This window comes from Bacillus kalamii, assembly GCF_047238185.1.
Classification (GTDB): domain Bacteria; phylum Bacillota; class Bacilli; order Bacillales; family DSM-1321; genus Bacillus_AD.
On the sequence record NZ_JBDFMI010000006.1, the window covers coordinates 630,289 to 650,601 of the forward strand.

18 protein-coding genes and 2 tRNA genes are annotated in these 20,313 nt (G+C 41.9%); 18 read left to right on the plus strand and 2 right to left on the minus strand.

The features are described 5' to 3' along the window. Nucleotides 1-8: 8 nt before the first annotated feature. From ABC357_RS20855 to ABC357_RS20915, 13 genes are all read left to right on the plus strand, one after another. On the plus strand, nucleotides 9-962 hold the full coding sequence (locus ABC357_RS20855; RefSeq protein WP_412889482.1) for a ribose-phosphate diphosphokinase: 954 nt from the start codon (nucleotides 9-11) through the stop codon (nucleotides 960-962). Between the two features lie 156 nt (nucleotides 963-1,118). After that, entirely contained in the window at nucleotides 1,119-1,715 is a 597-nt protein-coding gene (locus ABC357_RS20860) for a 50S ribosomal protein L25/general stress protein Ctc (protein ID WP_412889483.1), read from the plus strand. 187 nt (nucleotides 1,716-1,902) lie between these two features. Continuing rightward, nucleotides 1,903-2,460, plus strand: coding sequence for an aminoacyl-tRNA hydrolase (pth, locus tag ABC357_RS20865; protein WP_412889484.1), 558 nt, complete (start codon nucleotides 1,903-1,905; stop codon nucleotides 2,458-2,460). Nucleotides 2,461-2,538: 78 nt separating this feature from the next. Then, nucleotides 2,539-2,769: an anti-sigma-F factor Fin gene (locus ABC357_RS20870; RefSeq protein ID WP_412889485.1), complete on the plus strand. Its 231-nt coding sequence runs from the start codon at nucleotides 2,539-2,541 to the stop codon at nucleotides 2,767-2,769. Nucleotides 2,770-3,040: 271 nt separating this feature from the next. Next, nucleotides 3,041-6,574: a transcription-repair coupling factor gene (mfd, locus tag ABC357_RS20875; RefSeq protein WP_412889486.1), complete on the plus strand. Its 3,534-nt coding sequence runs from the start codon at nucleotides 3,041-3,043 to the stop codon at nucleotides 6,572-6,574. A 192-nt stretch (nucleotides 6,575-6,766) separates the two neighbouring features. Further along, nucleotides 6,767-7,303, plus strand: a complete 537-nt coding sequence (gene spoVT / locus ABC357_RS20880) for a stage V sporulation protein T (RefSeq protein ID WP_412889487.1) — start codon at nucleotides 6,767-6,769, stop codon at nucleotides 7,301-7,303. A 166-nt stretch (nucleotides 7,304-7,469) separates the two neighbouring features. After that, nucleotides 7,470-9,077 (plus strand): putative polysaccharide biosynthesis protein, encoded by a 1,608-nt coding sequence (locus ABC357_RS20885; RefSeq protein WP_412889488.1) that lies wholly within the window; start codon nucleotides 7,470-7,472, stop codon nucleotides 9,075-9,077. 9 nt (nucleotides 9,078-9,086) lie between these two features. Then, on the plus strand, nucleotides 9,087-10,547 hold the full coding sequence (gene yabN, locus ABC357_RS20890; protein ID WP_412889489.1) for a bifunctional methyltransferase/pyrophosphohydrolase YabN: 1,461 nt from the start codon (nucleotides 9,087-9,089) through the stop codon (nucleotides 10,545-10,547). Nucleotides 10,548-10,561: 14 nt separating this feature from the next. Continuing rightward, nucleotides 10,562-10,831 carry an RNA-binding S4 domain-containing protein gene (locus ABC357_RS20895; RefSeq protein ID WP_412889490.1) on the plus strand — a complete coding sequence of 90 codons (270 nt, stop codon included), beginning with the start codon at nucleotides 10,562-10,564 and terminating at the stop codon, nucleotides 10,829-10,831. Nucleotides 10,832-10,914: 83 nt separating this feature from the next. Continuing rightward, nucleotides 10,915-11,232 carry a sporulation protein YabP gene (gene yabP / locus ABC357_RS20900; protein WP_412889491.1) on the plus strand — a complete coding sequence of 106 codons (318 nt, stop codon included), beginning with the start codon at nucleotides 10,915-10,917 and terminating at the stop codon, nucleotides 11,230-11,232. Beyond that, nucleotides 11,229-11,876 carry a spore cortex biosynthesis protein YabQ gene (gene yabQ, locus ABC357_RS20905; RefSeq protein WP_412889492.1) on the plus strand — a complete coding sequence of 216 codons (648 nt, stop codon included), beginning with the start codon at nucleotides 11,229-11,231 and terminating at the stop codon, nucleotides 11,874-11,876. Before yabP ends, yabQ begins: the two co-directional genes overlap by 4 nt. Nucleotides 11,877-11,882: 6 nt before the next feature. Next, nucleotides 11,883-12,269: an FtsB family cell division protein gene (locus ABC357_RS20910; protein ID WP_412889493.1), complete on the plus strand. Its 387-nt coding sequence runs from the start codon at nucleotides 11,883-11,885 to the stop codon at nucleotides 12,267-12,269. Nucleotides 12,270-12,349: 80 nt separating this feature from the next. Continuing rightward, on the plus strand, nucleotides 12,350-12,799 hold the full coding sequence (locus ABC357_RS20915) for a S1 domain-containing RNA-binding protein (RefSeq protein WP_412889494.1): 450 nt from the start codon (nucleotides 12,350-12,352) through the stop codon (nucleotides 12,797-12,799). A 568-nt stretch (nucleotides 12,800-13,367) separates the two neighbouring features. Here the strand turns inward: ABC357_RS20915 and ABC357_RS20920 are convergent. Both ABC357_RS20920 and ABC357_RS20925 read right to left on the minus strand, forming a co-directional pair. Beyond that, nucleotides 13,368-13,439, minus strand: a tRNA-Glu gene (locus ABC357_RS20920). Nucleotides 13,440-13,451: 12 nt separating this feature from the next. After that, nucleotides 13,452-13,528, minus strand: a tRNA-Met gene (locus ABC357_RS20925). A 357-nt stretch (nucleotides 13,529-13,885) separates the two neighbouring features. Here ABC357_RS20925 and spoIIE point away from each other — a divergent pair. The 5 genes from spoIIE (at nucleotide 13,886) to hpt (ending at nucleotide 20,218) form a co-directional block, all read left to right on the plus strand. Next, nucleotides 13,886-16,360: a stage II sporulation protein E gene (gene spoIIE / locus ABC357_RS20930; RefSeq protein WP_412889495.1), complete on the plus strand. Its 2,475-nt coding sequence runs from the start codon at nucleotides 13,886-13,888 to the stop codon at nucleotides 16,358-16,360. A 4-nt stretch (nucleotides 16,361-16,364) separates the two neighbouring features. Continuing rightward, entirely contained in the window at nucleotides 16,365-17,162 is a 798-nt protein-coding gene (locus tag ABC357_RS20935; protein ID WP_412890090.1) for a vWA domain-containing protein, read from the plus strand. Beyond that, entirely contained in the window at nucleotides 17,128-18,099 is a 972-nt protein-coding gene (locus ABC357_RS20940; protein WP_412889496.1) for a protein kinase domain-containing protein, read from the plus strand. Before ABC357_RS20935 ends, ABC357_RS20940 begins: the two co-directional genes overlap by 35 nt. A gap of 169 nt (nucleotides 18,100-18,268) precedes the next feature. Then, nucleotides 18,269-19,642 (plus strand): tRNA lysidine(34) synthetase TilS, encoded by a 1,374-nt coding sequence (gene tilS, locus ABC357_RS20945; protein ID WP_412889497.1) that lies wholly within the window; start codon nucleotides 18,269-18,271, stop codon nucleotides 19,640-19,642. 30 nt (nucleotides 19,643-19,672) lie between these two features. After that, nucleotides 19,673-20,218, plus strand: a complete 546-nt coding sequence (gene hpt, locus ABC357_RS20950) for a hypoxanthine phosphoribosyltransferase (RefSeq protein WP_412889498.1) — start codon at nucleotides 19,673-19,675, stop codon at nucleotides 20,216-20,218. Nucleotides 20,219-20,313: the final 95 nt, after the last annotated feature.

Sequence of the window (20,313 nt, forward strand, 5' to 3'; positions counted from 1 at the left end):
GGTTCATCATGTCAAATCAGTATCTTGATCCGAATTTAAAGGTGTTCTCACTGAATTCAAATCGAGGATTAGCAGAAGAAATCGCAAAATGTATCGGGGTTGAATTAGGGAAGTGTTCAGTCACTCATTTTAGCGATGGGGAAGTTCAGATCAACATTGAAGAAAGTATCCGCGGATGTGATGTATTCGTTATCCAATCAACAAGCCAGCCTGTTAATGAACATTTGATGGAGCTTCTAATCATGATTGATGCTTTAAAACGTGCATCTGCTAAAACAATTAACGTTGTTATGCCATACTACGGTTATGCGAGACAAGACCGTAAAGCGCGTGCCCGTGAACCGATCACTGCCAAACTTGTAGCAAACCTATTGGAAACTGCTGGAGCGTACCGAGTTATCTCACTAGATCTACATGCACCACAAATTCAAGGATTCTTTGATATACTGATTGACCACTTAATGGGTGTTCCTATCCTATCTGATTATTTCGAAAAGAAAAACCTGGATGATATCGTCATTGTTTCTCCGGACCATGGTGGTGTGACGCGTGCCCGTAAGATGGCAGACCGTCTTAAAGCGCCTATCGCAATCATTGATAAACGCCGACCTAGACCTAATGTTGCGGAAGTAATGAATATCGTCGGCAATATTGAAGGCAAAACAGCGATCCTGATCGATGATATCATTGATACTGCCGGTACAATCACATTGGCAGCCAATGCATTGGTTGAAAATGGCGCATCAGAGGTGTATGCATGCTGTACACACCCTGTTCTTTCAGGCCCTGCAATCGAGCGGATTCAAAACTCACAAATCAAGGAATTGGTTGTGACGAATTCAATTGCTCTTCCTGAAGAAAAGAAAATTGATAAAGTAGTTGAATTATCGGTGGCTCCATTGCTGGCTGAAGCAATTGTCAGAGTATATGAAGACCAATCTGTAAGTACACTTTTCGGTTAATAAAAAAAGATCTGCCCCTATGGCAGATCTTTTTTGGTACAAGCATCTGTTATTCTTTTCTTTCATTTTGACAATAAGTGTTTTAAACCTGCCCAATAAAGGGAAGTGCAATAGTATACCATATTCTATACTATTATCAGAAAGGTGTGTCTGGCTATGAGTCAAACATTAAAAGCAAAAGAAAGAAAAGAATTAAAACATTCGAATGTGACGGCTATTCGGGGGAAAGGAAATATTCCTGCGGTTGTTTATGGCGGTAAAGTAGATAGTACACCTATCGAGGTAAACGAGTTGGAATTGATTAAAACCATTCAGGATAATGGACGGAACGGCGTCATTGAATTGGATCTGGAAGGAAAAACACAAAATGTTATGCTGACAGACTATCAGTACGACCATCTAAAAAATGTTTTTATCCATGCCGATTTTCTGGCTGTTAACTTAAGCAAAAAAATTGACGCCGATATATCCATCGTCCTTGAAGGAGAAGCAAAAGGTGTCAAAGAAGAAGGCGGCGTGCTTCAACAAGTTCTCCATGAAATATCTGTGAGTGCAAGACCGAATGATTTGCCTGAAAACGTTGTTGTAGACATTTCTGGTTTAGCAATCGGTGATACGATTACAATCGGCGATATCCGGAAGACTATTTCTGCGGATGTTAATAATGAAGATGATGAAGTGATTGCATCTGTACTTGCACCTCGTTTAGAGCCGGAAACGGAAGATGAAGAGGCTGAAGAAGCGGAAGTGTAATCTCTTAAGAGTGAATCAAGCCATAAAATGTATAATCGTGCTATAATGGGAAAGACGTAACTTTTTTACAGGTTACGTCTTTGTTTCTATCGAGAGAAAGAACCATTCATTGGTATAACTGCCAATGGGTTTGCCATAAACTAAGTAAATAGCCTATTTAATGGATCACTTGGAGTGAATAGAATTTATGAAATTGATAGTAGGATTAGGAAATCCAGGCAAAGATTATGAAAGAACACGCCATAATATCGGCTTTGAAGTCATTGATGAGCTTTCGAAGCGTTGGAATATAACGCTTAGCGAAACGAAGCATAAAGGATTATACGGAGCGGGATATGTGAATGGCCAAAAAGTTATTCTTTTGAAACCATTAACGTATATGAATTTATCCGGCGAAAGTATTCGTGCAGTCATGGATTATTTCAAAATCGATATGGATGACATTGTCATCTTATATGATGATTTGGATTTGGGAGTCGGAAAAATCCGCCTTCGCCAAAAAGGCAGCGCGGGCGGCCACAATGGCATTAAGTCAACGATAGCCCATCTAGGCACACAAGAATTCAACCGTATCCGGATCGGAATCGGACGCCCTCAAAATGGCATGAGCATCACGAACTATGTCCTGGGGCGATTTCTGCCAGAAGAATGGGCCGATTTAGCTCCGGTCATCGACCATTCGGCCAAAGCATGCGAAGCTTTTTTGGAAAAACCTTTTTTACAGGTTATGAATTCGTATAATTAATAATATGGATGAGAATGAATAAAGAACCCCTAAAGAAGCCCATACTATTCATAAAAGACTTTAAAGGGGTTCAAGGGCATGAATATCTATTATTATTGCAGGCATTGCCAAACAACCGTAGGTTCCCTTCCGTTAGAGCATGTGGACCTTGAACAGCTTGGCTTGTCTGTGTTGTCAGATTCTGATCAAAACCTTTTGCTCAGTTCTGATGGCCAAGGACATTTGTATGTGTCTATAACATGTGAGCATTGTGAGGAGTCATTCCTCTCAAATCCTGCTTTGCACGGTTATGATTATATTATTCAATAAGTAAGGGCTTTGGATTTTTTCCAAAGCATTTTTCCGTTTGGAATAGAAGGGAAGCGGGCGGCGATTGGGATCCATGGACTTTCAGTGCAAGGCATCCGCCATAATAATCGCCGCTTGAATGCTGCGATACTGTAGCCATTAGTAAATGATCGAGCATCGGCCGTTTCATGAGCCGGCGTGGAGGTAAGTGCAGGAAGGAACTTTCTGTCTAATGCTAAGACATGCCGGCTATAAAGGCGTTCTATGCTTTTGTTATAGGGGGAAATCAGATATGAATGCATTAAACCAGGTCTTACTGCAAAGTGAAGATATGCAATCCATATTGAACGGACTGGATGAGGGCTTGCACGAACAATTGGTAGCCGGATTATCCGGATCTTCAAGGGCGATGTTTATTTCATCTGTCTATCAAAAAACACATCGTCCCATACTTGTAGTCACATATAATTTATTGCAGGCCCAAAAGCTGTATGAGGATTTGACTACATTCATTTCCGAGGATGAAGTGCTTTTATATCCGGCCAATGAACTGATTGCGGCTGAGTTGAGCGTTGCCAGCCCAGAATTGAAATCGCAGCGGATTCAAGCGTTGAATTATTGGTCGCTGAACTGTAAAGGAATTGTTATTGTTCCTATGGGCGGTTTCCGTAAATTGCTGCCGCCTAAAGAATTGTGGAAGAAATACCAATTATCCTTCAAAGTAGGCGACGAAATCAATTTAGAGGCTATTATTAATGATTTTGTCAGGATGGGTTATATAAGAACAGAAATGATTTCCGCCCCAGGCGAATTCAGCCTGCGAGGAGGGATTATCGATATTTTCCCGCTGACTGAAAATGACCCATTCCGTTTGGAGCTGTTTGATACAGAGATTGATTCAATCAGGACATTTTCAATAGAGACGCAAAAATCGCTTCAAAGGATTGAAGAAGCATTAATCGGCCCTGCTTCTGAGATGATATTAGAACCGGAGCATATATCGCGGATGACCGATTTATTGGACGATGGCCTGAAGAATAGCTTAAATAAAGTTAAAAATGAAAAAACAAAGAACAGTATGCTGCAAAATATTGGTGCAGATATTGAAAAATTGAAATCCGGCATCCGGCTTGATGATATCTTTAAATATATTTCCCTCGCATATGGGCAGCCAGCAAGTTTAATAGATTATTTACCGGAAAGCGGATTGGTTTTTCTTGATGAAATAAGCCGTATACAAGAGATAGCGACTAATTTAGAGAAGGAAGAACTGGAATGGTTCACCAGTTTATTGAGTGAGGGCGAAATGATCCATGATGCCAAGCTGGCATTTTCATTCCAGGAATTAATTACGTCTTCCAAAAAGAAATTAATCTATTTATCACTATTTTTGAGACATGTCCCTCATACAAATCCGCAAAATATCATTAATGTTACATGCAAGCAGATGCAGAATTTCCACGGTCAGATGAACGTATTCAAGACAGAAGTTGAACGGTGGAAGAAAAGTAAATTTTCTGTAGTCATTCTTGGTCCTGATGAAGATCGGATGACCAAGCTGCGCCGTGTATTGGATGATTATGAGGTAGAAGCAGCCGAGCTTGATGAATCAAGCAAAATCCTCATCGGCAAAATCCAAATTGCAAAAGGGAATCTGCATGCCGGATTTGAATTGCCGATGCAGAAGCTGGCCGTCATTACGGAGCAAGAGTTATTCAATAAGAAAACGAAAAAAGTATCACGCAGGCAGAAAATTTCTAATGCTGAACGCATCAAGAGTTACTCGGAGCTGAAGGTTGGCGATTATGTAGTTCACGTCAATCATGGTATCGGGAAATATCTAGGGATTGAGACACTCGACATTAATGGTGTCCATAAAGATTACCTGAATGTTCGCTATCAAGGCTCAGACCAACTGTATGTCCCTGTCGACCAGATTGACCTTGTCCAAAAGTATGTGGCTTCGGAAGGAAAAGAACCAAAGCTCTATAAGCTGGGCGGCAGCGATTGGAAGCGGGTTAAAAGCAAAGTACAATCATCTGTCCAGGATATTGCGGATGACCTCATTAAATTGTATGCCGAAAGGGAAGCGACGAAAGGGTATGCATTCTCTCCTGACGGCGATTTGCAGCGTGAATTTGAGATGGCTTTTGCCTATAAGGAAACGGAAGATCAGCTTCGGTCAATTGAAGAGATTAAAAAAGATATGGAACGGGAAAGACCAATGGACCGACTCCTATGCGGCGATGTCGGTTATGGGAAAACAGAGGTGGCAATCCGGGCTGCTTTTAAAGCGATTGCGGATGGCAAACAGGTAGCATTCCTTGTGCCGACGACCATTTTGGCGCAACAGCACTATGATACGATGCGAGAACGCTTTCAGGATTACCCGATTACTATTGGCCTTTTGAACCGTTTTAAGACGAAAAAACAGCAGACAGAAACGTTGAAAGGACTGAAAGCAGGTACAGTAGACCTAATCGTTGGAACGCACCGTTTGCTTTCAAAGGATATTCAATATAGAGATCTTGGCATGCTTATTATTGATGAGGAACAACGATTTGGCGTGACTCATAAAGAAAAAATTAAGCAGTTGAAGGCAAATATCGATGTTTTGACATTAACAGCGACGCCAATTCCGAGAACGCTGCATATGTCGATGCTGGGGGTAAGGGATTTGTCTGTCATTGAAACACCTCCTGAAAATCGATTCCCTGTACAAACCTATGTCATGGAGTATAATGGCGTACTGGCTAGGGAAGCGATCGAGCGTGAGCTGGCTAGGGACGGGCAGGTTTACTTCCTATACAACCGGGTAGAAGATATAGCAAGAAAAGCAGAAGAAATTTCCATTTTAGTCCCCGATGCCAGAGTTGCATATGCCCATGGGAGAATGACCGAGCAGGAATTGGAAACAGTCATGATAGGCTTCCTTGAAGGAGAATATGATGTGCTTGTCTCAACGACCATCATCGAAACAGGTGTTGATATTCCGAATGTGAATACAATCATTGTCCATGATGCCGATAAGATGGGTCTGTCGCAATTGTATCAGCTTCGCGGCCGGGTAGGGCGTTCGAATCGAGTGGCCTATGCATACTTCACCTACCGGAAGGATAAAGTACTGACAGAAGTGGCTGAGCGCCGTTTGCAGGCGATTAAGGAATTCACCGAACTTGGATCAGGATTTAAGATTGCGATGAGGGATTTATCCATCAGGGGCGCGGGGAACCTTTTAGGTGCGGAACAGCATGGATTTATTGACTCCGTCGGTTTTGACCTTTATTCGCAAATGCTTAAGGAAGCGATTGATGAACGGATGAAGACATCGCCTGAAGAGCATCGTCAGCAGCAAGTGGAGATTGACGTCCAGCTTGATGCGTACATCCCTGATGCCTATATAGCGGATGGGCATCAAAAAATTGAAATGTATAAACGATTCCGCGGTGTTACATCTACTGAGGAAATCGAAGAGTTGAAAGAAGAACTGGTCGACCGCTATGGCGATTATCCAATCGAAGTCGAGTACTTACTGACTGTGGCTTCTATTAAAGTGCATGCTTTCCAAGCCCAAGTGGAATCCATCAAGCAAAATAAGCAGGATATCACTATTCTCATGACAGACGAAGTAAGCAGCAATATAGATGGTTCCAAAGTATTCCAATTAACGAGTAAAGTGGAACGGCGAGCAGGTTTAGGAATGGAAGGGCACCGGTTGAAAATTACGCTGCCTATCCGGAATGTCGACAGTAAACAATGGCTGGAAACGTTGAAAAACCTTGTCAAGGGACTCAAAGATGTAAAAAAGGATAAAGTTAACCAGTAATATTAAATTATGGTTGCAGTGAGAACAAATTCATGTTGAAATATAGATAGGATAAAATATATTAAGAAAATATTTTATCCTCGTGTATAGAACTTAGTGCTTACAAAAATACTAAGTTTACTGAGGTTATGGATGCTTATACTAATAATGGTATTATAACCAAAACAATAGCAGAAAGTGAGGCAACATAAGATGAAAGCAACTGGTATAGTACGTCGTATAGATGATTTAGGACGAGTTGTCATCCCTAAAGAGATCCGTAGAACTCTTCGTATCCGCGAAGGAGATCCGTTGGAAATTTTTGTTGATCGCGACGGAGAAGTTATTTTGAAAAAATATTCACCTATTTCTGAACTAAGCGATTTTGCAAAGGAATATGCAGAAGCCCTATTCGATAGCCTTGGTAACCCAGTCCTAATCTGTGATAGAGATACATACATCACTGTGGCTGGCGGTTCTAAGAAAGACTATTTGAACAGAAGCATTTCCGATTTGCTTGAAAGCATTATGGAAGACCGTAACCCAACGTTAGAAACGCAAAAAGCACAAATTTCTTTAGTGGATGGTTTTACTGAAGAAATTCAATCTTATACAATCGCTCCGATCGTAGCGAATGGAGATCCGATTGGTGCTGTTGTGATTTTCTCTAAAGAAGGCACACTTGGCGAAGTGGAACGCAAAGCTGTTGAAACTGCAGCAGGATTCCTGGCTCGCCAAATGGAATCTTAATATCAGATTCAGTGGAAAGGACGGCGATTGCTGTCCTTTTTGTTATATACCGGCATTAACTTGTCGGCTATTGGCGTGTTTCGCCGGGCTATTGCCCGGGCGGAAAAAGGGGATATGGTATAATACAGGCGAAAGTTTCCTTATAAGGAAAGGAGTCGATCGTTCCTTGAAAAGAGCGCATGACCTTTCCAAAACATTTTTGCGCGGGGCCTTTATTCTCACATTTGCGGCTATTGTAGTGAAACTGCTGAGTGCCGTATACAGAGTGCCGTATCAAAATATTGTTGGAGATGTCGGATTTTATATTTATCAGCAGGTGTATCCGTTCTATTCGCTTGCACTTGTGCTGTCTACATATGGTTTTCCAGTTATTATTTCTAAGCTGTTGGCTGAGAGCAATGTGAAGCAAAGCCGATATTCCAGGTCTGAAGTTGCGCTTGCATCATGGATTTCAACCGGTCTAATCAGTTTGTTGTTGTTTCTTGTTTTTTACTTGGGATCAGACTGGATTGCCACATTGATGAATGATCTGCAGCTAAGCACATCAATCAAATGGATTTCTTATACGTTCTTGCTTATTCCTTTTATCTCCATTCTAAAAGGAGTTTTTCAAAGTGAAGGAGAAATGGTTCCTACTGCTGTTTCCCAAGTAACTGAACAATCCGTTCGGGTAGGGCTTATTTTGGTGGTCGCCTATGTGTATTACCAATATGGCTTAAGTTTATATGAAGTAGCGCAAGGCGCTTTTTTAGGCTCTCTTGCCGGCAGCGCAGTCAGCTGTATGATTTTAGTTTGGTATTACGTAAAGAAGCGGTCGCTTAAGGCAGGAACCGGATTGAAAACATCCCTTTCCACAATGCTTCCTTTAGTCAAAATGATAACAGGCCAAGGGCTGTTATTCGCAGTCAGTTCGTTGATTTTAGTTTTTATCCAATTTTTGGATGCTCTTATTCTTTATCCGGAATTGATTTCCTCAGGAGTGGAAAGCCTGGACGCTAAGCAGCTGAAAGGGATCTATGACCGTGGGCAGCCGCTGCTCCATCTTGGCACTTCGGCGATCATCACCCTCTCATTGACAGTGGTTCCGCTCATATCGAAATATAAGCAGTTAAATGAAAAAGAAGAGGTATGGTACTATAGTGAGCTCACTTTTCGCTTGAGCCTGATGCTTGGCACTGCAGCGGCCATCGGTTTGTTTTGGATTGTGAAACCTGTTAATATTGCGTTATTTACTGATGCCAGCGGCAGTATGGAGCTTTCGGTGCTCGTCTTATCTATTTTGTTTTGTTCCATTGTCATGACAGGGATGTTCGTTTTGCAAAGTCTTGGAAAAGCCTATTATTCAGTTATGGTCCTATTGGGGGGGCTTGTAGTCAAAGCAGCCCTGATGTTTATTCTAATTCCCTCCAAAGGCATATTGGGGGCGGCTATTTCGACAACTGCGGCATTCATCGCAATGGCCGTCAGCTTGCTGATTCTGTTAGGCCGTCTGTATCGGCGCCCGTTGCTAAGTAAACGGACAATCATGCTGACTGCATTGGCCACATTAGGGATGTCTGCCGTTTTGGCGGTGGAATTAGCTTTGTTTCATATGATTGGCGATAGCTGGCCGTATGGACGAATCGGTTCATTAGTCCAGGCTATTGTGTCAGTGGTCACTGGAGCCGCTGTCTATCTGCTCATTATTATCAGGGGTAGACTATTGACGGAAACGGAATTAGGCTTATTGCCGCTAGGAAGTAAATTAACTTATTTTTTGCCAAAAAAGAAGTAGGAGATCAATATGAAAAATACTATAGAGATTATGGGACTTGGCGCCGGAGATCTAAATCAAATTTCGCTCGGCGTTTATAAAAAATTACAGAAAGCGGGTGCTTGTTGGACGAGAACACTTGACCACCCGGTAATCGAATCATTGCAAAGGGAAGGAATCCAATTCCGCAGCTTTGATTCGGTATATGAAAAATATGATACGTTTCCAGAAGTGTATGAAGAGATAAGCGAGACACTATTGGAGCTGGCGAAGGCTGAGGATGTAATCTATACAGTGCCGGGGCATCCGATGGTGGCTGAGATGACCGTTCAGCTATTATTGGAAAAAGGCGGACAATCAGGTGTAGAAATAAAAATTGAAGGAGGTCAAAGCTTTCTGGATCCTTTATTCCAAGCTGTTCGTGTCGATCCGATCGATGGCTTTCAGTTATTGGATGGAACGGCTCTCCGTAAAGAGGACGTACAAATGAAACAGCATTTGATTATCGGCCAGGTATATGATTCCTTTATTGCATCTGATGTCAAACTGACCCTTATGGAAAAATACGATGACGAATATCAGGTTGCGCTTGTGACAGCTGCGGGGAGCGAGAAAGAAGAGGTTAAGTGGGTTCCTCTTTTTGAATTAGACCGGGAAGCATCACTTAGCAATTTGACATCCGTCTATGTTCCTCCAGTTCAAGATGAAAAAATGATGCGGAAGGAATTCGCTAGGCTCAGAAGCATTATTGCAGATTTGCGCGGTCCCGGCGGCTGCCCGTGGGATCAAAAACAAACGCACGAAAGCTTGAAGAAATATTTGCTGGAAGAGGCATATGAGCTTTTAGATGCAATAGATCAAGACGATGTAGATGCCATGATAGGCGAACTGGGCGATGTTCTGCTGCAGGTGCTATTGCATGCTCAAATTGCCGAAGATGACGGGATGTTCAGTATAGAAGACGTTATTCAAACATTATCGGATAAAATGATCCGCAGGCATCCTCATGTATTTGGAAATGTCCTAGTTTCGGGAGTCGATGATGTGAAAACAAACTGGGATGCCATAAAAAAAACGGAAGCGGGGTCAACTGACACTGATACCTCTATTCTGGCAGGCGTTGAACAATCCCTTCCGCAATTGCTGATTGCTTATGAATATCAAAAGAAAGCTTCGAAAGCCGGGTTTGATTGGAATGAAGCGGAACCGGCCTGGGAAAAAGTGAAGGAAGAATTGGAAGAATTCCATGAAGAGGCAATAAAGAAAGGCTCGAAAACGGATCTGCAGCTGGAATATGGAGACATCCTTTTTTCTTTGGTCAATATAGCCAGATTCTACGATATTTATCCAGAGGAAGCGCTGTTCCAGGCAAACCGTAAATTCGTGCGCCGATTCCAATATATTGAAAACCATATTCAAAAGCCCATTAATGAGTATACATTAGAGCAATTGGACGCTTTATGGAACGAAGCGAAGTTTAAAGGACTATAAAAGGGGGAATAACCATGAGATTGGATAAATTCTTAAAAGTATCGCGTTTAATCAAGAGAAGAACGCTAGCAAAAGAAGTGGCGGATAAAGGGCGTATCAGTGTGAATGGCCAACCTGCCAAAGCAAGCACGAATGTCAAAGTCGGCGATGAATTATTCATACAATTCGGCCAGAAGCTGGTGACAGTCCGGATCGATAAACTTCAGGAAACTGTAAGAAAAGAAGAAGCAGCCGATATGTATAGTGTTGTAAAGGAAGAAAAGATCAAGCAAGAAGAATTCTAAACAGCAGCAGAGACTGGTGCTGTTCTAAAACTCGTCCACGCCTCATACACTTCTACAAAAAAGGGTGTACAGGAGGCCGGAGGATGAATAACCAATTCAATAATGAATACTCAGATCCGAATAAGGCGCGCAATCATGTCCCTGAACATGATGTAGTCATGCGAGGCAGAAAATTGCTCGAAATAACCGGTGTCAAGCAGGTTGAGAGCTTTGACAACGAGGAGTTCCTGTTAGAAACCAGTATGGGTTTCCTTGCAATAAAAGGCGAAAATCTGCAAATGAAAAACCTGGATGTTGACAGTGGGATTGTTTCCATTAAAGGGAAGATATTTGATCTTATCTATGTGGATGAGCCATCAGGGGATAAAGCCAAAGGTTTTTTTGGCAAGTTATTTAAATGACACTCACAACGCAATTTTATACATTGTGGTCCATGATCGCCATGGGCATGTGCTTCGGCGCTTCGTTGGATACATACCAACTATTTCTTAAAAGGCCTAAGCGCAGCCGCATAACGGTATTTATACATGACGTGTTATTCTGGCTCATCCAGGCCATAGCGGTATTTTATATATTGTTGCTCGTTAATCAGGGCGAGCTGCGCTTTTATGCATTCCTGGCGTTGGTATGCGGCTTTGCCGCCTACCAGGCGCTTATGAAAAAAGTGTACATGCTCTTGCTGAATGGATTCATTGAAGTGGTTAAGGCAGCTTACCGATTAATAAAGAAAACCATTTTCATGTTGGTTATCCAGCCGATTATTTGGATTTTGCTGGCGGCTGCCGCTTTAATAAAAAGTGTATGGAAAATACTTTTCTCTTTATTCCGCACCTTTTTGCGGATGGCCTGGTTCATTATAAGAGTAGTATTTGCACCGATTGTGTGGATTTTGAGGCTAATATGTAAATTATTGCCGAAATCGTTCACTAACCAAGTCCTTTCGTTATATAATCATTGTAAAGGTTTTTACGTGCGGGCAAAGAAATATATAAAGAGAGTCCTCAGTGAGTGGAAGACTCGGAAAAACAATCATAAAAAGGAGTGAAGTGGAATGGGGAGCCTGAAAGAAAGGAAAGTGGCTAAGATACAATCTGAGTTTGTTGATCGTGCAGAGAATAGCCAGAAGCTAAAAACGAAGAAGAAGCGTGGACTTTTTCGTCGGCTCGCCGTTTTTGCAATCGGTGTTTGCATTCTTTCAGCTTTCTCTATTGCGACTTTATTCGGCCAATCCGCAACAATTGAAAAGAAGACAGCTGAAAAACAAAAAGTTGAAAAAAAATTATCTGGCTTAAAAAAGGATAAGCAGTCTCTGGAAGAAGAGATCGTCAAACTGAATGATGATGATTACATCGCTAAAATAGCAAGACGTGATTACTACCTGTCCCAAAAAGGTGAAGTCATTTTAAATCTTCCAAAAAAGAAAGATACAAGTGACTAATATTGACACTGTTTTTTCACTTTCGTTATAATATAAACTAAGTATGATTTTTTTCATTTTTAAGGAGGAACATTTTTTTTATGTCAATCGAAGTAGGCAGCAAGTTACAAGGGAAAGTAACAGGCATTACTAAATTTGGGGCGTTCGTTGAATTGTCTGAGGGTACCACTGGTCTTGTCCATATTAGTGAGGTTGCCGATAATTATGTGAAGGATATTAACGATCACTTAAAAGTCGGAGATCAAGTAGAAGTAAAGGTTATTAATGTAGAGAAAGACGGAAAGATTGGCCTTTCTATAAAAAAAGCGAAAGATCGTCCTGAGCAATCTTATCAACCGCGCCCACAACGCCATGGTAGAGGAGACAATCGTTCAAGAGACAATCGTAACCGCGATAATTCAAGAGGTCCTGTGAAGGAAAACTTTGAGCAGAAGATGGCTCGTTTCCTTAAGGATAGTGAAGACCGTTTGTCGACTCTTAAACGTAGCACGGAAACAAAAAGAGGAGGCCGTGGCGGCCGTCGTGGCTAATACTTGCTGCTGAGGATATAGATGTCCGTTTTTCCTTTGAATCTATATAGAAGTAGTACGATCAATAGACAAGCATCAATGCCTTGTCTATTTTTTTGTTCTATCCTACATGTTAAGGAGTCCATTTAACAATGGGCGAGAAGAGCACACAAGATTCCTTTTTTAGCAGAGAAACAGGCAGAAAAGGAATGGTGTGCTCTTGCATTTTGAAGGGGGCATGAAAAAGGAATAGTGATGAAATCAGCAATAAATGAGTAAATGTTCTAAAAATACCATAAAAGGAGATACGCTTGTTTGTGCGGGAAACGTTTTTGAGAAGAGACATAACAGCTGGCTATAATTGATCCGATAATTGGGGATGCACTGATATTTTGCCGATAAAAGGGAAGAAATTAGTAAGGGAGTACCGTATAAAAGAGGATGAAAGGTTCGCTTTCTGATATAAATGGGTTAAGCCTGTTTTAAATGGGCTATTTTTTAGATTAAAGGAGTAGAGAGATGGTCTTTATTCCAACAACTGAAAAGAAACAAAAAAACCACCAGACTGTTCTGATGGTTTTTTTATTGATGACCCGTACGGGATTCGAACCCGTGTTACCGCCGTGAAAGGGCGGTGTCTTAACCGCTTGACCAACGGGCCAAATGAATAATATGGTAGCGGCGGAGGGGATCGAACCCCCGACCTCACGGGTATGAACCGTACGCTCTAGCCAGCTGAGCTACACCGCCATATGTTGTTTGCTCTGTTTGAGCACAAGTTATATCTTACATAGCTATTTATCTTTTGTCAACGACTAGATGAAAAAAATAAATTTTCGGATTTTTTGCCGTAAGCTGGCAAGAAAAACATGTTCAAAAAAATATGCATGTGTTTTTCCTGTATGGATAGCTAAAATTCTCCCTTTCTCTTAATAGCCCCATACCATCGGGCTTTCATAAGGCTTCTCATCTTGTACATAATTGCCTTAATATACGGAATCGCGTCGAACATTTCTCTTTTCGGGTTTCTACATTACGACAAAAAAAAAGGACAAGCCTCTCTATAATAAAAAACATGAAAGAGACAAATCGATTAGGAGTGAGGAAATGGAAAAGGCTGAACAAAATGTATTGGAACCGACAAGTGAATTACAACTGAGGTATGCAGGAGAGCATGCAAAGAAGTGGATGTCGACCTTGCGGAAAAAAACGGAGGATCTTTTATTTCAACGCGGACTGTTCCTGAGTGTTATCGGGTTTCTTCTCGGACGGGCGCTTATTCTATCACAGCTTGCCCCGTTTGCTCTGCCATTCTTCGCTTCTGTATATTTGTTGCGGAGAAACAAAGCGCCTTACGCACTAATTGGCCTTTTGGCAGGTTCGGCTACTATCCATATGATGAATAGTGTCAGCATTTTCGCCGGAGCCATTATTTTCATGCTGCTGTATAAGGCAAGGGAGCCTTCACTCACTAATCAGTTCAAGCTGGCATCGTTCTATGTATTCCTCTCGTTGGGGATGACCAACACAGCTATCCAATACGCAGAAAACCGGCATCTTGTTCCATATGACGGAATGATGATTGTTATTGAGGCTGGGCTGGCTGCTATCCTTACTCTTATATTCATGCAATGCATACCACTCATTTCATTTAAGAAACGAACTAGATCCCTTAAAACGGAAGAAGTAGTCAGTGTAATCATTCTACTTGCTTCGATTATGACCGGAACAATTGGCTGGTCCTTATATGGTGTTTCCTTTGAACATATTATTTCCCGTTATTTAGTCCTTGTGTTTTCATTGGCAGGAGGAGCTGCTATCGGATCTACTGTTGGCGTAGTGACGGGATTGATATTCAGCCTTGCAAGCGTTGCGACACTTTTTCAGATGAGTTTATTGGCTTTTTCGGGCTTGCTCGGAGGCCTTTTGAAGGACGGAAAAAAAATAGGTGCGGCCCTCGGACTGTTAATCGCAACAGTCTTGATCGGCCTATATGGGGAAGGAAGCAGCAATTTATTAATCACTGTGTATGAATCGGTAGGCGCTATCTGCCTGTTTATGCTGACGCCATCTGCCTTGATCGAAAAGGTAGCCAAACATATTCCGGGCACACTTGAGTATTCCAATGAGCAGCAAAAATATATGAGAAAGATGAGGGATGTTACTGCACAGCGGGTCGCACAATTTTCAAATGTATTCGAAGCCTTGTCGGACAGTTTCAAGCAAATGGATGATTGGAACAAGGACGACGATGAAGTGAGAGAATTTGATTTTTTCCTCAGTAATGTGACAGAGAAAACATGCCAAATGTGTTCACGAAAAGAGCATTGCTGGGCAAAGAATTTCCAATATACGTACGATAGCATGCAAACCATTGCCAACGAGCTAAGTGCCAATGATATGCAGCTTTCATCCAAAACGGAAAGGGAGTGGGTTAAGCATTGTCCGACTAGGAATAAAAAAGTAGTGGATGCCATAGGGCAAGAGTTATCTGTTTACCATGCGAACCAAAAATTGAAGAAGCAAGTGAAGGACAGCCGCCGATTGGTTGCAGACCAATTGAAGGGGGTTTCTGAAGTGATGTACGATTTCGCCAAGGAAATCCAACGTGAGCGCAAAAACCATTATGTCCAAGAAGAACAAATTTTGGAGGCGATATCCGATTTTGGCATCCAACTGGGGAGTGTTGAAATCTATAATCTGGAGACTGGAAATGTAGATATTGATATGAAATTGCCTTATTACCAGGACAGGGGGGAATGTGAAAAAATAATAGCACCGATTTTATCGGATATTTTAGGGGAAACAATTATTGTTGCTGTGGAGGATTGCGAGACCGAAAATGGATCGTGCTTTGCGAATTTTAGGTCTGCACAACGCTTTACAGTAGTAACCGGCAGCGCCCATGCTGCAAAAGGGGGAGGTTTGGTATCCGGAGATAGTTATACGACGATGGAATTGGGTGCAGGGAAATATGCCTTGGCCATCAGTGATGGAATGGGCAATGGGGAAAGGGCCCACATTGAAAGTACAGAGACATTGATGCTTCTGCAAAAGATCCTATTATCCGGTATTGAAGAAAAGATTGCTATTAAATCAGTCAACTCTATTCTTTCTTTGCGGACTACAGATGAAATTTTTTCGACACTTGATTTAGCCATGGTTGATTTGCACGATGCAAAGGCTAAATTTCTAAAGATATGTTCTACACCTAGCTTTGTCAAACGGGGCGACCGTGTATTCAAAATAGAATCAAGCAATCTGCCAATCGGTTTTATGGAAGATTTGGATGTAGACGTTGTTTGCGAGCAGCTGAAGGCGGAGGATTTATTGATCATGATGAGTGATGGGATTTTGGAAGGGCTGGAAAGTGTACAGAATCCGGAGTTTTGGATGAAACGAAAAATAAAAGAGATGCAAACGGACGATCCGCAGGCCATTGCCGATTGCATTCTGGAGGAGGTTATTAGATCAACTGGTTATATCAATGACGATATGACTGTAGTAGTGGCGAAAATCAAGCATAATACGCCGAGGTGGTCGGCCATACCGGTTTCATCTCTCCGCAAAAAAGCGCAGTAAGGGTATAGCGCTTTTCTTTTTTGGCGATGATGGTACTAAACAAAGCCAGGAAAGGGAGATCGCCATGAAACCCAGTACATTAAAGCAAATCCTATTAATTACCGATGGTTGCTCCAACCAAGGGCAAGATCCGGCGGCAATGGCTGCTCTTGCAAGAGAACAAGGCATTACTGTCAATGTAATCGGCGTAGTGGAGAATGACCAGATTGATGAACAGGGACTGAAGGAAATAGAAGCTATAGCAGCTTCAGGAGGCGGCGTGAGCCAGGTTGTATATGCCCAGTCCCTTTCGCAAACAGTACAGATGGTGACAAGGAAAGCGATGACAACTACCATTCAGGGAGTCGTCAATCAAGAATTAAAGCAAATTTTAGGGCGTAATACATCCATCGAAGACCTTTCGCCTGATAAACGCGGGGAAGTGATCGAAGTGGTGGATGAATTGAGTGAAATATCGGCCTTGGAAGTGTTGGTGCTTGTTGATACAAGTGCGAGCATGAAGCATAAGCTTCCTACAGTGAAAGAATCATTAATTGATCTGTCTATTTCTTTAAATGCAAGAATAGGCGAAAACAAATTCTCCGTTTTTATATTTCCCGGGAAAAAGAATGATGTCGAAAAACTGCTGGATTGGACGCCGAAGCTCGACTCTTTATCGAAGGTGTTTACCAAGTTGACGCCTAGAGGCATTACGCCCACCGGTCCGGCTTTGAGCGAAGCAGTCCGCTATTTCGGCAAAAAAAGGTCCCTAAGGAGATTGCTTTCCAATGATGATGAATCATTCTATGAAGAATCAATGTAGAGTAGCTCCTGGCTCGACGATTCAAGGCAAATGGAACAAGCATGAATATACGATCTACAGGGAATTAGGCGCAGGAGCAAATGGAGTTGTTTATTTAGCGGACTTTAACGGGACGAAGGTTGCTCTGAAATTAAGCGATAATCATGCGGGGATTGCATCAGAAATGAATGTCTTGAAATCTTTTTCCAAGGTCCAAGGGTTTTCCCTCGGGCCTTATTTATTACACGGAGATGATTGGGTCAAGAAGGGGGGGACGATTCCTTTTTATGTAATGGAATATATTCATGGTGAGGAGCTGCTGCCCTTTGTCGAAAAAAGGGGGAAGGATTGGATGGAGGCCTTGCTATTGCAGCTTCTGACCAATCTGGAGCATCTTCACGCATCCGGTTGGGTATTTGGCGATTTGAAGCCGGAGAACCTACTGGTCACTTTTCCCGCGCACCGAATCCGATGTGTGGATGTCGGGGGGACAACACCTGTAGGAAGGTCTATTAAAGAATTCACAGAGTTCTTTGACCGCGGTTATTGGGGAATGGGTTCGCGCAGAGCGGAGCCTTCATATGACTTGTTCGCTGTAGCCATGATCTTTATCAATGCGTACTTTCCGGACCGGTTTTCAAAGCAACAAGGAAAGCCAAATCAATTGGAAAAAGCGATAACCGAAACGGCTGGGCTGCGGGAATATAAACTGGTCCTTTTAAGGGCTTTGGCAGGAAAATATCAAGGCGCTGCAGAGATGAGGGCTGAATTATTGGATACAATCCAAAAAAGAACAGATGGCAAGCATAGCCCATCCCCGCAAAGCCAGGGTACAACTGGGAAAAGAACGACGAGACAGAGAAAGAAAAAAAGAACCGGCTTTGCGGAAACACTATTTCTGCTGTTGGTGATCTGCTGTTTGTATGGACTGTATATATACAGTCACATGATCGGCTAGCAGTAAAAATGGAAAAGAAGGAGAGTGTGAAAAACCTTCAGGTTTCAATATCTTGAATTTTTTTCTTTTCTTTTGGAAAAAGTGATTCTATACAGTAAAATAAATGGTAGAAAGAAAAGGATAGCCATAAGCTTTAAAGAGTGGCTTATATGGGTAAAGGGAGTTTGTCATGTTAAAACATAAGGCACTGTATAGCATCAAGAAGCACCAGTTGTTCAGTCAAGGTGAAAGTGTCCTGGTTGGAGTATCTGGAGGTCCAGATTCGCTGGCTTTACTGCATTTCATGGACAGCATCCGGGACCAATACGGATTGCGGCTCAGGGTGGCCCATGTCGACCATATGTTCCGCGGGGACCAATCATTTGGGGATTACCTCTTTGTAAAAGATGCATGTGAATCTTTCGGTATTCCGTTTGACGGCGCCCGGATCGATGTCACGGCATATCTGAAGGAAACGGGCAAGAGTTCACAGATAGGCGCACGTGAATGCAGGTATAATCATTTTGAAAGCATCATGAAACAGCACAATATACATAAATTAGTATTGGGCCATCACGGCGACGATCAAATGGAAACGATGCTTATGCGATTGACAAGAGGCGCGACAGGGAGTGCCAGGGCAGGGATAGCGAGCAAAAGGGATTTTCCCGGGTATACGATTGTACGCCCATTCTTATGGGCAAGCAGGGATGAAATCGAGTCTTATTGCCGCGAGAACAGCCTTGAACCTAGATGGGATGAAAGCAATGATAAGCTGGTATATACCAGAAATCGATTCCGCCATCAAGTGCTGCCTTTCCTGAAAAAAGAAAACCCGAAAGCCAATGAACACTTTCAACTTTTCAGTGAAGAATTATTAGAGGATGAGGCCTTTTTGCTGTCTTTGGCAGAAGAAAAACTAGATTCATTCTGGGTGAAGGGACAGAACGAATCAAAGATTGAAATTCCTGCTTTTATACAAATGTCAAAGCCTTTACAAAGAAGAGCTATTCAACTAATATTAAACTATCTTTATTTTGAAAGACTTGAAGAACTATCCGCAACTCATATTGAATCAGTGATTAACCTTTTTTACCATTCTCACCCATCCGGTGAAATACATTTGCCAGCAAATCTAAAAGTCAAGAAATCGTATGATTGGTGTACTTTTTCATTTGGAGAGCAAGTGGTTGAGCCATATTCCTTCACTTTACATATCCCAGGAGAATTAATACTTCCGAATGGATGTACGATCCAAGCCCATAATTGGTATGAGGGGGCTGGCCAGGGAAACGACTCTTTTACGTTGGATCCACAACGAACTCATTTTCCCTTGACTGTCCGCACCAGAAAAAATGGCGATCGTATTAAATTGAAAGGCTTAAATGGAACGAAAAAGGTAAAAGATATCTTTATTGATCAAAAAATCCCTTTGGCTGAAAGGGCGAATTGGCCACTGGTGGTTGATGATAATCAAGAAATCCTTTGGATTCCTGGTTTAAAGAAATCATTTCAAGAGGCCGCAGAGGGAAATAAGTCTTTCATAACGTTAAAATATGTGTAGAATTCGTTCTTCTAGGAGGAAAGCAGTATAATGAGCTTGCACAATGAAATTGAAGAAGTGCTAATTAGTGAAGAAGAGATCCAAAAGAAAATTCGTGAGTTAGGCCAAGAATTAACGGAAGAATACCAAGATAAGTTTCCGTTGGCAATCGGCGTTTTAAAAGGGGCTATGCCTTTCATGGCCGATTTGTTCAAAAGAGTCGATACCCATCTGGAAATGGACTTCATGGATGTTTCTAGCTACGGAAACTCCACAGTATCATCAGGCGAAGTAAAAATTATCAAGGATTTAAACACGTCTGTAGAGGGTAGAGATATACTGATTGTCGAAGATATCATCGATAGTGGTTTAACATTAAGCTATTTAGTGGAACTATTCCGTTATAGAAAAGCTAAAAGTATTAAAATTGTTACATTGCTTGATAAGCCTACTGGAAGAAAGAGCGATATTAAAGCCGATTATGTTGGTTTCATCGTTCCGGATGCTTTTGTGGTGGGATATGGTCTGGACTTTGCGGAAAGATACCGCAACCTGCCATATATCGGTGTTTTAAAGCCGGAAATATACCAAAACTAAGCTGATGGAAATTATATAAATGTACAGTCTGAAATGTATGTAAATTAATTGAAACATAATGATTTACTATGGTACTATTTTACTTATTCGTGACT

What these genes read in the sequence shown, in the direction of transcription:
- ABC357_RS20855 (WP_412889482.1), top strand. Translation starts at nt 9, where the DNA reads ATGTCAAATCAGTATCTTGATCCGAATTTAAAGGTGTTCTCACTGAAT.
- ABC357_RS20860 (WP_412889483.1), top strand. Translation starts at nt 1,119, where the DNA reads ATGAGTCAAACATTAAAAGCAAAAGAAAGAAAAGAATTAAAACATTCG.
- pth (WP_412889484.1), top strand. Translation starts at nt 1,903, where the DNA reads ATGAAATTGATAGTAGGATTAGGAAATCCAGGCAAAGATTATGAAAGA.
- ABC357_RS20870 (WP_412889485.1), top strand. Translation starts at nt 2,539, where the DNA reads ATGAATATCTATTATTATTGCAGGCATTGCCAAACAACCGTAGGTTCC.
- mfd (WP_412889486.1), top strand. Translation starts at nt 3,041, where the DNA reads ATGAATGCATTAAACCAGGTCTTACTGCAAAGTGAAGATATGCAATCC.
- spoVT (WP_412889487.1), top strand. Translation starts at nt 6,767, where the DNA reads ATGAAAGCAACTGGTATAGTACGTCGTATAGATGATTTAGGACGAGTT.
- yabN (WP_412889489.1), top strand. Translation starts at nt 9,087, where the DNA reads ATGAAAAATACTATAGAGATTATGGGACTTGGCGCCGGAGATCTAAAT.
- ABC357_RS20895 (WP_412889490.1), top strand. Translation starts at nt 10,562, where the DNA reads ATGAGATTGGATAAATTCTTAAAAGTATCGCGTTTAATCAAGAGAAGA.
- yabP (WP_412889491.1), top strand. Translation starts at nt 10,915, where the DNA reads ATGAATAACCAATTCAATAATGAATACTCAGATCCGAATAAGGCGCGC.
- yabQ (WP_412889492.1), top strand. Translation starts at nt 11,229, where the DNA reads ATGACACTCACAACGCAATTTTATACATTGTGGTCCATGATCGCCATG.
- ABC357_RS20910 (WP_412889493.1), top strand. Translation starts at nt 11,883, where the DNA reads ATGGGGAGCCTGAAAGAAAGGAAAGTGGCTAAGATACAATCTGAGTTT.
- ABC357_RS20915 (WP_412889494.1), top strand. Translation starts at nt 12,350, where the DNA reads ATGTCAATCGAAGTAGGCAGCAAGTTACAAGGGAAAGTAACAGGCATT.
- spoIIE (WP_412889495.1), top strand. Translation starts at nt 13,886, where the DNA reads ATGGAAAAGGCTGAACAAAATGTATTGGAACCGACAAGTGAATTACAA.
- ABC357_RS20940 (WP_412889496.1), top strand. Translation starts at nt 17,128, where the DNA reads ATGATGATGAATCATTCTATGAAGAATCAATGTAGAGTAGCTCCTGGC.
- tilS (WP_412889497.1), top strand. Translation starts at nt 18,269, where the DNA reads ATGTTAAAACATAAGGCACTGTATAGCATCAAGAAGCACCAGTTGTTC.
- hpt (WP_412889498.1), top strand. Translation starts at nt 19,673, where the DNA reads ATGAGCTTGCACAATGAAATTGAAGAAGTGCTAATTAGTGAAGAAGAG.